This window comes from Vibrio sp. TH_r3, assembly GCF_033101115.1.
GTDB lineage: Bacteria > Pseudomonadota > Gammaproteobacteria > Enterobacterales > Vibrionaceae > Vibrio.
The window spans coordinates 1-10906 of the sequence record NZ_JAWMPW010000044.1 but is presented as its reverse complement, the minus strand read 5'-3'; the positions used below and the strand labels follow the sequence as shown (position 1 = coordinate 10906).

The window sequence follows — 10906 nt, the reverse complement described above, 5'->3', positions numbered from 1 at the left end:
TTGAGTTTTGACGTCTTATTTAGATAAGTTGACAGTACCCCAAGAACAATACTAACTGATATTCGATGGGAACTGCTACTCCAAGTTATGAAAAGTACAGGTCGTATTTACGATAAAACTGAACATCGAATGACATTTGAAGGAATACTTTATCGAATGTGTTGGCGTAACTTGATAGAGGTAGTAAAGAAAAAAACTAGAAACTAAAAAGGCGAACCTCTCGATTCACCTTTGAACGTATTATTCATTCTGGTCGTTTTAGAAGAATACTTTGCATTAAAACCAAACAACCGTATCGTCAATGTCTAATTTTTGATTGGTTGATTCCATGCTTCCATAAGTATTTTCAACCTTGACCTGTCCCCAACGTGTTTTGTCAGCCGAAAAAGGAGTCGCTGCGAGTAGTGACTCTCCATACAGGAAATCTAACGCTGGTTTGCTCATTTCTGGGAGAAAGTGGTCATGGGATATTTTCTTCTGTTAGCTAAGGACAGACGCACGAAGCTGGACAAAACCGTCCATTCCCACCAATACCACTAGATTTACTTTATGCGAGAATTACGAGAGAGTATTCAATTCGCAATTTACCCTAGTGACTATCTGAGTTGAAATACACCCGTTAACGCCTTGTTCTTTCCATATCCAACAAAGTTCGCTTACGTTCTAAACCCCAACGGTAGCCACCTAAAGAACCGTCGCTTCGTAATACTCGGTGGCAGGGGATAAGAATACCAACTGGGTTTTTGCCACAAGCGGTTCCTACAGCGCGAACCGCTTTCGGATTATCAATATGTTCTGCAACCTCACCATAACTCATCACGTCACCTTCTTTGATGCTTAGGAGAAATTGCCATACTTTGATTTGGAATGCCGTACCTCTGATATCAAGTGGTACATCGGGTCTGGGAGCGCCCTGACTAATATGCTTATCTAAAGCCAACATCCAGTTATCCAACTCTGGTGCGTCTTGTGCCGCAGAAAGCTTCAATTGAGTATTAGGAAATTCATCAGACAGCAGGCTTAGCAGAGAATCTTTGTCATCACCAAACTGTACTGAACATACCCCTTTATCTGTCGCAGCCATTATCATGTACCCAAGTGCAGTCTCTCGACACGCATAATGGATAATTTCACCTTTTCCTCCTGCCCTGTACGCTTTCGGTGTCATGCCTATATTTCGGGTTGCCTCACCATATACTCGACTTATTGAACCATAGCCTGATGAATAAATGGCATCGGTCACACCTTCTCCTTCTTTTAATGAACGCTTAAACTTTCGCATGCGTACTGCATCCTGATAATGCTTGGGTGACACACCAAACATTTCTTTAAAAATGCGTTGTAATCGGGAAGGTGAAAGACCCGCGATATCACCTAATTGAGTAAGTGTTATTTTATCTTCGGCATGACGCTCTATATAGCGAGCGACTTCAATGAGCTTAAGGGTTCGATCATCCTGCCCTACTGGATTGCAACGCTTACAAGGACGAAATCCTGCTTGCATTGCTGATTCGATATCAAAGAAGAATCTCAGGTTTTCTGGGTTTGCTGCTTTGGTTGAACAGGAAGGCATACAGAACACGCCAGTGGTAATAACGCCATAGTAAAACTTTCCGTCGAAAGTGCTATCTCTCTGCGATACCGCATTTTTCATTTCATTTTCAGGTAACTTTGGCATAACTGCGCTCACTGTCTAACGGGTTTCATTGCGATCTCATCACACCAAGCTTGATGATACCATCCGATTCTTGCTGATTAATTAGCGATTGTAGATCCATCCTCTGTTTTTAATGTGGCGCAATTTTCGGATGTTTTAAGGTTAACGCTGTCGCTAATATGCAGTTAAAGATGAATAACACGGATTATCTCGACTATGACACAGACCATTAATCACTCTATGAACTCAAAAGTATGGGCTATGCTCCTTTTACTCTCCATCTTATGGGGCGGATCTTTCTTCTTTGTAGGCGTAGCGGTCAATGACCTTCCTCCATTAACCATAGTGACACTTAGAGTAGGAATTGCGGCATTTACGTTATGGGGGATAGCTATGATGATTGGCTTGCGTCCTCCAAAAAGCTTGAAAGTCTGGGCTTCATTCTTAGGGATGGGTTTACTGAATAATGTTATCCCCTTTGCTTTAATTGTATGGGGGCAAACACAGATTGCATCAGGCTTGGCCTCAATCCTAAATGCTGCCACACCGATATTTACCGTAGTGGTAGCAGGTATTCTTCTGCCTGATGAACGCCCAACACCGTTAAAACTAATCGGCGTTGTCCTCGGTTTTGTGGGTGTGGCGGTAATGATAGGTGTGCCCGCGTTAGGTAACGAAAGTAATTTGTTGGCGCAACTTGCCATTATTGGTGCAGCCATATCTTACGCATTTGCTGGGGTATATGGACGCAGATTCAAATCACTGGGAGTTAACCCTGTAATTACTGCCGCGGGACAGGTAACGGCTTCAACACTCATATTATTGCCTATTGCATTATTTGTAGATGGTGCTATCGATGCGGACAATACAAGCATGAACACATGGATGGCTATAGTTGGATTGGCAGTTGCGTCCACGGCGATAGCTTATGTTCTCTATTTCAGGATTCTTGAGCTGGCAGGCGCAACAAATGTATTGCTGGTAACACTACTTGTGCCAATCTCTGCTGTTCTGCTCGGCTCATTATTCCTGAATGAATCTCTGGAAATGATTCATATATTGGGCATGGTGTTAATAGCGTTCGGGTTATCCGCTATCGATGGCCGCTTATGGCATCGAATGAAATCAGCCCTTGCCAAATCAATGACAAATTAGGGTGCATATGGATCATCAGACCGTGCTTCAAGGCATGCAGCAACTTAGTCATATAGACCGAGATGTAAAAGAAGCATTTACCGAACTGGGAATGCCAGAGGTACGTGTACGCCAGAGAGGTTTTGACGCTTTTTTATTTACAATAATAAGTCAACAATTATACACCAAAGCTGCTACGACAATAACGGGGCGTGCTCTTGGCTTAATGGAAGAAACCACCCCAGAGCAGTTTATGAAAATACCCGCTCAAAGTCTCCGCGATGCGGGCGTATCTTTCCGTAAGATAAACTACACACTCTATTTGTGTCGATATGATAAGGTTTTTAAACATGAAATGGCATGCTGACCAAGCCTACAACCATTTGCCGCCCTGACCGCTAGACAGCGAACTAGGGCAATTGGCTGAAATCTTTCCCATCCTTAAAGCCTGTATTCCTGCTCGTGTCGCCCTTACTTAATTAAAACAAGCCGGTGAGCTACTGCCTAATCAGGGGTTACTTATCAACTTACTGCCACTGCTGAAAGCACAAGGCAGTAGTGAGATTGAAAATATTGTCACCACGACCGACAAGCTATTTCAGCACACTCATGAAGATAGCCAAGCCGATCCCATCACCAATGAAAGGGGCGACTATGTTGGCGACACTACAGGAGTTAGGGATAATGCCTTCGTTAAGTCGTCCTTCTGTAAGTAACGATAATCCGTATTCAGAGTCGCTATTTAAAACTTTAAAATATCGACCAGAATACCCAGAAAGAGCGTTTGAAAATATCACCGCAGCGCGGTGCTGGGTAGAAGGATTTGTGAGTTGGTATAATACTGAACACAGACATAGCGGTATAAAGTTAGTGACGCCAGAAGAACGTCATACAGGCAAAGATATTGAGATTTTATCCGCCCGAGTTATCGTCTATAAAAAGGCACAAAAACGACATCCAGAACGCTGGAGTGGCGACATAAAGAATATGGAACCGGTGGGTTCAGTTTACTTAAATCCATCGAACGTAAAAGCTGAGGGTAAAGGTTTTATAGCAGCTTAAAAATTAACTAACAGGCGACAAGTAGCTTGAAAATCACCGGGTACAACATCGAGCATAAGCATAGTCGCCTGAATTACGTGACACCTTCTGAACGACATAGTGGAAAGGATACGGAGATTTTAAGGAAAAGAGCCAAAGTGTTGATGGCGCATCGTCAAGCAAAACCAGAGCGTTGGTCAGGTAAAATACGCAACTGCGAAGCAATCGGAGAAGTTCACCTGAACCCAGAAAAACAAGTTGCTTGATAATTAGTCAAGTAGTGACAACTAGCTTGAAAAACGCCGTTACATAATAACTAAAGCGCTTTCACCCCCAGGTCAAGCACTAGCGCTTGACCTTTTTGTTTTTATACGCCGTAAGCGCTGGTCATTACACGATACTTTTTATTGCTTCAGTTAACTTAGCTGTTTTTTGAACATCCAAAGCATCTTGATGTGGCGCCGAAAACTGGCCAATATCATTATCAAAATATAACCCTGTAGCTTCTGAAAATTCATCAGACAAAGCCGACTTCACTAAAATATTGGCGCCAATAGAAAGATCTTTCCCCTCTATGCCGAAACCTTTCTTAACCATTTTACTGGCAAGTAACGAACCAGGGTTTACTGAGAAAACTACTGGCCCTGTTTCTTTATACTGATTTGCCATGTCTCGGCTTAACATAGTAAGCGCCAACTTACTTTGCGCATAAGCTTCCATAGCTGCTAACTGTGTTTTACCTAAAAGCGCATCAATATTTACGGGCGCTTGTGCTGCGGAAGAAAGGTTAACAACACGGCCTGATTTTTCCAATAAAGGCGCAAGTTGCTGTGTGAGAATAAACGGTGCTATGGTGTTAACACTAAAGCGAACATCTAACCCCTCTGGAGTGATTGGGTTTGATGTTTTATAAACGCCCGCATTATTAATAAGTACGTCTAGGCTGGTATGTTCTGCTTTTATACTATTAGCTAGCGCTTTTACTTCTGACAAAATCGATAAATCAGCAACATAAGTTTGCACGTTACTTTCGTTAACATCTTCTGTCGTAAGCGCTAACAATTGTGCTTTAACAGCAGCTAATTTATCAGTATTGCGGCCATGAATTAAAAGCGTGTGCCCTTTGGCCACTAAGTTTTTTGCTGTAGCGAGCCCTATACCGTCTGTTGCACCAGTAATAAGTATTGTTTTAGTCATGATGGCTCCTTGTTAACCAATGTATGCTTATTAAAATGGCTACCTATTTAGTAACCATTTCCGTTAAGTAGTGAATAATTACGTTGCCAAATCATCTTTGCCTTCAATAAGAAAGTGATGACTAATAGAGCCAGCCGTTCTTGCTTTAAGGTGCGGAACATATTCAGGATCTTTCATAAAGGCTTGGGCATCCTCTTTTGATGGCCACTCTATGATGATACGTAATGCAGAACTTTCACCTTCACCTTCTAATCGTTCATGGCTAGATGTTCTAGCAATATATTTACCGCCGTGTTTAGCAACTATCTTATTGGCTGGGCCGATATAATCAGGGATCCAATCTTCATTCGTTGGGGTTACGGCAAGAACAGAATAATAAGTCATAATTTTTTCCAAAGTTATCGTTAAGCACACTTGTTTAGCAAAGTTAAAAAATATTCATATATTAATTAAATTTCTACTACGACTTTGCCAATGGCTTTTCCGCTGACGAGTCTGTCATGGGCTTTGCCAACTTCTGTTAAGGTAAAACGTTCTTCATCAAGCACTGGTGTTAATTTACCTGCATCAACAATTTCAGTGATTCTTGCCAGTATTTCAGCATGTTGCCCACGTTTATGGTTGTGCAACATTGGGATAAGCATAAACACCACATGAAGTGACAAACCCTTAAAATGAGCCGTGGTTAAGTCCATTTCGAGCATAGAAACGGTCGTTGCAATTTGCCCATTTAGTGCTGCAGCATCAAATGAATTTTGTAAATTAGCACCGCCAATAGAATCATACACAACATCAAAACCAGCACCTTGTGTGTGTTTTTCAACATAGTCAGCAACCGTTTCAGTTTGATAATTAATCGCGGTTGCGCCCAGTTTTTCAATCAGTGCTGTTTGCGTATCATCGCCACCTGTTGAATAAACATCTGCACCAAAGAATTTTGCAAGCTGTAATGCAATATGGCCAACACCACCAGAGCCACCGTGTACTAATACTTTTTGTCCTTGGCTAACGCCAGCACGTGCTAAGCCCTCATAAGCGGTAATGCCCACTAAAGGTAATGCTGCAGCTTCACGCATTGAAAGGCTTTTAGGTTTATGCGCAACAAGCTTTGCGTCGGCTAGTATGTATTCAGCTAATGCGCCTTGTAATTCACCCAAGCCACCTGCACAGCCATACACTTCATCCCCTACAACATAATCCGTTACACCTTCACCAACTGCCTCAACAATGCCGGCGAAGTCCATACCTAATACGCCGGGTAATGCTGGCGCTAATGGGCCTAAGTCTTCGCCCATTGCTCTTATCATGGTATCAACAGTATTCACACTAGTTGCTGCTACTTTCACAACGATGTGACCTGCTGTAACTGTTGGTTTTGTTATTTCTGCTGCTGTAAATACGTCGCTTGTACCGAACTCATTAATAATCATTGCTTTCATTGTTATTTCCTTCTTTCTAGTTGATGAAAGAAGTATATTTGCAAAAAAGATGCTTGATAATATAGTCTTATAGCTAATCAGTTTTAACTTTTTGTTAATAATCGCTTTAGTTAATGGTTTTAAATTATGAACAATGAACACCTCAAGCTTTTTGTACGCATAGCTTCAACAAACAACATCAGCCTAGCCGGCAGTGAGCTTGACTTATCTCCACCAGTTGCCAGTATGCATATCAATAAATTGGAAGAATCGTTAGGCGTAAAGCTTATTCACCGCACCACTCGAAAAGTGTCGTTAACGCAAGAAGGACAAGAATTTTTACCGTATGCGGAGGAAATACTAAATGCGGTTGCTAGAGCCAAAGCCGCTGTTGGCGCTGGCAGTTTTACCCCGCAGGGCACTATTAGAGTGTCTGCGCCATCGTCATTTGGTCGCATGCATATCGTACCTTTTTTGAAAGGGTTTACAGAAACCTACCCTGAATTGAAAATAGACTTACGCCAAAGCGACAGTATTGTTGATATGGTTGAAGGTGGTTTTGATATCGCAATAAGAAATGCATCGCTGAATGACTCAACCTTGATTGCACGTAAACTAGCACCTGATCGACGTATAGTTTGTGCATCTCCTGATTATATTAAAAAACACGGTAAACCTAAAACCCCTACCGATGTGCTGAACCATCAATGTATTAATTTGGTCGGTATTGAAAGTTGGACATTTGAAACCCCAGAAGGTCATCAAAAAATAAAGAATAAAAGCGTTATTAGAATAGATAATGGCGAGTCAATAAGAGATGCTTGTATTGATGGTGCTGGCATAACCATTTGTTCTATTTGGTGTGCTTATAAAGCACTGCAAAGAGGAGAATTGGTGCAAGTGCTGCAAGACTACCCTGTGTTTGCCGATTCCGCTATTTGGGCGGTTTACCCTAGTTCACGCTTGTTAGCACCTAAAGTAAGAGCTTTCATAGATTACTATATTGAATGTTATGGTAAAACGCCTTATTGGGAAGCGAAGTAAACTAGCTTTTATTATAAATACCAAGGCCGTAAAACATTAGCGGCCTGTTTTTTTTAGCGTTAATAACAGTCTTGCATTAAGGCTCTACTCCGCAAAAGTCGTAACATTGTATGCGGGCACTTCTTATCAACCGAGGTTACTATCCAAGACTAAACTAATCTCTACTAAACAAAGCTAAATTCTCCTACTTCACTTTAACGTCGCTCTGCTTTAACTAACTCCTTTGCCAAGCCACTTGCCGCATATAGCTGTTCACACCGTTCATATTGTTTATCTCGTTATCACACTTATCTATATAACCATAACCTCTCCTGTTAATTATTAATAAAAAGTTAATTCTGATTCGTTAAATGACTTATTTATTTAATTTACCGTGTGTAATAAATTTAATTCATCACCGCATTAGGTGAATGTTTTAGTAAACAACCAGGAGAGAACAAAATGATAAATACCAACAATATTCACACAGAAGCTAGCCAGCTAGAAGCAGCACGTCATTTAACTTTTCCTACACGTGAAGCCATGTTAAGCCGTGCTCCATCAGTGCAACAGTTTTGGGATAAAAATCAGCAGTTACTTGAAAATGCTTGGCGTGAATGGGAAGAAAATGAACGTGCAGAAGTAAATGATTTTGAACTCGATAGTTCACTGCTTGATCCAAGTTTACGCAATGCTATTGAGCATGCATGGAAAGATCCATCGCAAGAGCGAGCGGTAAAAGAGCTTTTACATGAAGTATCACCGGGTGTTTTTCAATTTCAATTGTTTAATCCAGAGCGTCTTGCTCAACTACGTGGTTATCTTGAAGCTACTACAAAGGCTAATATTCCTTTACGTCCGCCTTATGGCATTGCTTTGAATCGTCGTGGCGCAATGCTTGATCGTCGCTCAGAAGGGTTTCTTGCAGCGCCGAGCTTTCAAACCTTTTATCGTGAACTGATGGATAAATACATGAGGCCTATTGCGCGCTTATTATTTCCAGAAGTAATGGGCTACGACACACAAACCTTTGGTTTTTCAATTGAATACCAAGCTGGCATGGATACATCGCTACGTCTTCATACGGATGCGTCAGCAGCAACCATGAACGTTAACTTAAATTTACCGGGTGAGAGTTTTACCGGATCAGAAGTCGACTTTTATGATAAAAAATCAGGCAGCGTTAGCCGATTTTCATTTAAACCCGGCATCGCCATGATTCATCGTGGTAGTGAACCTCATGCCGCTCACCCAATAAAAAGTGGTACACGCTCTAATATTGTATTGTGGTTGTACGGTGACCGAGGTCAAATACCGCTAAGAAATCAGAAAGCGACTTTGGCTGATGCAGCGCAGCGCTGGACAGTACCGTCAGCTAAAAAAGATAAGTTTGCGCCATTTTAGCCAGCCTTAGTTGTAACATTTGGTTGCATATAACTCTGTAACATTGAGTCATTAGATATAGTCCAATAACAGCAAAGAAACATCAAAGGAAAGCAAGATGAATAAGTTAACAATTTCAATGATTTGGAGTAAATTCCTATCTCGCTTTGTGCCTCAGAGCGTATATGGAATCCACATATTTACAAAGTGATTTGGCAATTAAAGTTAAGATGCGGTCGTATATTCGGCTTCTTGTTGAAGGCGCTACCTTCTAGCCGTTGATGTTTGCGCACCGACTGTCCTCATCGCGTCATCAGCATTTAAAAGCATGAAGGAATAGCCGGGTTTCAGCAGGTACTGTCAACTTAACAGCTTGCCAATCAATTATGCGATAATCTGTGAATGAAAAATTCAAATATCTATGCAGCTTATCGCTATCCTGCCCAAATCATCAGCTACGCAGTTTGGCTTTATCACCGTTTCACACTTAGCTTTCGTGACATTGAAGAATTATTAGCGGCGAGAGGCTGCATTGTCAGTTACGAAACAATCCGTCAGTGGTGCAAAAAGTATGGTGCCATTTATTGTAATGAGATAAAAATAGCCGTGGTCAACTCGGGGATACTTGGTATTTGGATGAAGTGTTCATCAAGATAAATGGCGTATTACATTACCTGTAGCGAGCAGTAGATCAAGATGGTGACGAGATAGATATTTTAGTTCAGAAACAGAAAGATAAAGCGGCGGCATTGAGATTTTTCAAGCGTTTATTGAAAGGTGAGGGCGCAACGCCGTTAAAGGTGGTGACTGATAAATTAGCCACTATTCGAAAGGTTGAACAAAAACGACAGTTATCAGTTTAAGCAGAAGTTTTGAAGTGCTACAAGGAAGAGTGAATAATTTCGCTTACATTCTACATAAAGTAAACTCGTCAGCTCAAATTGAAGGTGAAAGCTTTTGTCCAGCTCCGTGCATCTGACCTTGGCTCATTAGACAAAATTTCTCATGATAGCTTCCTCCCATTCTTATTCAAATTCCATACTTCTTACCCCGATCTTTGTCCTGAATGGTTATGCAATGCAATTCTTCCGTAGGGTGTTGTTCGAAACAGGAAAGAACTCCAGACTCTTAAACGGGTTTTACTTTCTCTTGTCCAAAAACAGCTAGATCACCGCTTACAAGCGATGGTCTAGCTGTACCATTTTGAAAGAAAAATATCTTGGATTATTACCTATTTGATAAACTTCACATGGCGTCACGAACAAGGCGGACATAGTTATAGATTCGAATAGAATCAGCTTGCGGACCGTGGCCGTCAGTGTAGTCGGTGCCGTCCCATACTTTAGGGTCACTACGTTGAGAACCCGCGCCATGAACGTCTACCCACTTACCATATTTCTCGCTATAACCCATAGAACGGCCAAAGGCGACATAAGAAGCAGCGCCTACGTGCAGATCACCATTAGCAAACGCCTTATGAGTGGTGTTGCTCCAGTAGAATGCCCAATCGTCGTTACCGTTCTCGTTAGTGACAGTTGTCATGTTGAAAATCGGATCGATAGCCGGAGTACCGGTTTTTGCTGGTGAATAACGGTAATCAGTAATGGTCTCCAGCTCTTTCACATTTGGCAAGCGCCAGTCACTGTAACCAAGGTAATTTTCTGCATTCATCTGCTGAACATAAGCCAATGCCTCAACCCAGTTCATTGCACCATTTTTGCTTGCCCCGTCTTTAAGTGGGCTAGTATCGGTCTCGCCAGACTTCACCCAGTCGAAAGCATTTTTATAATCAATCTCTTTCGCATAGGCTGAGCCACTGTCATTTTGCGCCCACATCAGGCCAGATGGTACTGTCAACTTAACAGCTTACCAATCAATTATGCGATAATCTGTGAATGAAAAATTCAAATATCTATGCAGGTTATCGTTATCCTGCCCCAATCATCAGCCACGCAGTTTGGCTTTATCACCGTTTCACACTTAGCTTTCGTGACATTGAAGAATTATTAGCGGCGAGAGGCTGCATTGTCAGTTACGAAACAATCCGTCAGTA

Annotated in this window: 12 protein-coding genes and 4 pseudogenes; 10 read left to right on the top strand and 6 right to left on the bottom strand. The window is 41.7% G+C overall.

Translation table 11 applies throughout. The annotated features are described in order from the left end of the window. Positions 1–48: 48 nt before the first annotated feature. Positions 49–174 (top strand): annotated as a pseudogene (locus tag R3X26_RS18390) (IS5/IS1182 family transposase); the annotation flags it as partial. A gap of 102 nt (positions 175–276) precedes the next feature. On the opposite strand, the gene R3X26_RS18385 reads toward R3X26_RS18390, so the two are convergent. Both R3X26_RS18385 and R3X26_RS18380 read right to left on the bottom strand, forming a co-directional pair. Further along, positions 277–444: a hypothetical protein gene (locus R3X26_RS18385; RefSeq protein WP_317718782.1), complete on the bottom strand. Its 168-nt coding sequence runs from the start codon at positions 442–444 to the stop codon at positions 277–279. Positions 445–619: 175 nt separating this feature from the next. Continuing rightward, the gene (locus R3X26_RS18380; protein WP_317718781.1) at positions 620–1678 is read right to left on the bottom strand and encodes a methylated-DNA--[protein]-cysteine S-methyltransferase; all 1059 of its coding nucleotides are present in this window, start codon (positions 1676–1678) and stop codon (positions 620–622) included. A gap of 195 nt (positions 1679–1873) precedes the next feature. On the opposite strand from R3X26_RS18380, the gene R3X26_RS18375 reads away from it, so the two are divergent. The 5 genes and pseudogenes from R3X26_RS18375 (at position 1874) to R3X26_RS18355 (ending at position 4098) form a co-directional block, all read left to right on the top strand. Then, entirely contained in the window at positions 1874–2812 is a 939-nt protein-coding gene (locus R3X26_RS18375; protein WP_317718780.1) for a DMT family transporter, read from the top strand. A 7-nt stretch (positions 2813–2819) separates the two neighbouring features. After that, positions 2820–3158, top strand: a complete 339-nt coding sequence (locus R3X26_RS18370) for a hypothetical protein (protein WP_317718779.1) — start codon at positions 2820–2822, stop codon at positions 3156–3158. A gap of 133 nt (positions 3159–3291) precedes the next feature. Next, positions 3292–3507, top strand: a complete 216-nt coding sequence (locus tag R3X26_RS19110) for a Fic/DOC family N-terminal domain-containing protein (protein ID WP_411572435.1) — start codon at positions 3292–3294, stop codon at positions 3505–3507. Continuing rightward, positions 3425–3853, top strand: a pseudogene (locus R3X26_RS18360) (integrase core domain-containing protein); the annotation flags it as partial. The gene R3X26_RS19110 and the pseudogene R3X26_RS18360, both read left to right, overlap by 83 nt. A gap of 26 nt (positions 3854–3879) precedes the next feature. After that, complete coding sequence (locus R3X26_RS18355; RefSeq protein ID WP_317718778.1) at positions 3880–4098, top strand: hypothetical protein; 219 nt, start codon at positions 3880–3882, stop codon at positions 4096–4098. Between the two features lie 124 nt (positions 4099–4222). On the opposite strand, the gene R3X26_RS18350 is transcribed toward R3X26_RS18355, so the two are convergent. The 3 genes from R3X26_RS18350 to R3X26_RS18340 form a co-directional block, all read right to left on the bottom strand. Continuing rightward, positions 4223–5029: an SDR family NAD(P)-dependent oxidoreductase gene (locus tag R3X26_RS18350; protein WP_317718777.1), complete on the bottom strand. Its 807-nt coding sequence runs from the start codon at positions 5027–5029 to the stop codon at positions 4223–4225. Positions 5030–5107: 78 nt separating this feature from the next. Continuing rightward, positions 5108–5413, bottom strand: coding sequence for a DUF1330 domain-containing protein (locus tag R3X26_RS18345; protein ID WP_317718776.1), 306 nt, complete (start codon positions 5411–5413; stop codon positions 5108–5110). Between the two features lie 65 nt (positions 5414–5478). Continuing rightward, on the bottom strand, positions 5479–6468 hold the full coding sequence (locus R3X26_RS18340) for a zinc-dependent alcohol dehydrogenase family protein (RefSeq protein ID WP_317718775.1): 990 nt from the start codon (positions 6466–6468) through the stop codon (positions 5479–5481). A 126-nt stretch (positions 6469–6594) separates the two neighbouring features. Between R3X26_RS18340 and R3X26_RS18335 the strand changes: the two genes are divergently transcribed. From R3X26_RS18335 to R3X26_RS19105, 3 genes and pseudogenes are all read left to right on the top strand, one after another. Continuing rightward, positions 6595–7491, top strand: coding sequence for a LysR family transcriptional regulator (locus R3X26_RS18335; RefSeq protein ID WP_317718774.1), 897 nt, complete (start codon positions 6595–6597; stop codon positions 7489–7491). Between the two features lie 441 nt (positions 7492–7932). Beyond that, positions 7933–8874, top strand: coding sequence for a 2OG-Fe(II) oxygenase (locus tag R3X26_RS18330; protein WP_317718773.1), 942 nt, complete (start codon positions 7933–7935; stop codon positions 8872–8874). A gap of 671 nt (positions 8875–9545) precedes the next feature. Further along, positions 9546–9716 (top strand): annotated as a pseudogene (locus tag R3X26_RS19105) (DDE-type integrase/transposase/recombinase); the annotation flags it as partial. Positions 9717–10098: 382 nt separating this feature from the next. Here the strand turns inward: R3X26_RS19105 and R3X26_RS18325 are convergent. Next, the gene (locus tag R3X26_RS18325; RefSeq protein WP_317718772.1) at positions 10099–10710 is read right to left on the bottom strand and encodes a DUF1566 domain-containing protein; all 612 of its coding nucleotides are present in this window, start codon (positions 10708–10710) and stop codon (positions 10099–10101) included. A gap of 38 nt (positions 10711–10748) precedes the next feature. Between R3X26_RS18325 and R3X26_RS18320 the strand changes: the two are divergent. After that, a pseudogene (locus tag R3X26_RS18320) lies at positions 10749–10906 on the top strand (IS6 family transposase); the annotation flags it as partial.

What these genes read in the sequence shown, in the direction of transcription:
- R3X26_RS18385 (WP_317718782.1), bottom strand. Translation starts at nt 444, where the DNA reads ATGAGCAAACCAGCGTTAGATTTCCTGTATGGAGAGTCACTACTCGCA.
- R3X26_RS18380 (WP_317718781.1), bottom strand. Translation starts at nt 1,678, where the DNA reads ATGCCAAAGTTACCTGAAAATGAAATGAAAAATGCGGTATCGCAGAGA.
- R3X26_RS18375 (WP_317718780.1), top strand. Translation starts at nt 1,874, where the DNA reads ATGACACAGACCATTAATCACTCTATGAACTCAAAAGTATGGGCTATG.
- R3X26_RS18370 (WP_317718779.1), top strand. Translation starts at nt 2,820, where the DNA reads ATGGATCATCAGACCGTGCTTCAAGGCATGCAGCAACTTAGTCATATA.
- R3X26_RS18350 (WP_317718777.1), bottom strand. Translation starts at nt 5,029, where the DNA reads ATGACTAAAACAATACTTATTACTGGTGCAACAGACGGTATAGGGCTC.
- R3X26_RS18345 (WP_317718776.1), bottom strand. Translation starts at nt 5,413, where the DNA reads ATGACTTATTATTCTGTTCTTGCCGTAACCCCAACGAATGAAGATTGG.
- R3X26_RS18340 (WP_317718775.1), bottom strand. Translation starts at nt 6,468, where the DNA reads ATGAAAGCAATGATTATTAATGAGTTCGGTACAAGCGACGTATTTACA.
- R3X26_RS18335 (WP_317718774.1), top strand. Translation starts at nt 6,595, where the DNA reads ATGAACAATGAACACCTCAAGCTTTTTGTACGCATAGCTTCAACAAAC.
- R3X26_RS18330 (WP_317718773.1), top strand. Translation starts at nt 7,933, where the DNA reads ATGATAAATACCAACAATATTCACACAGAAGCTAGCCAGCTAGAAGCA.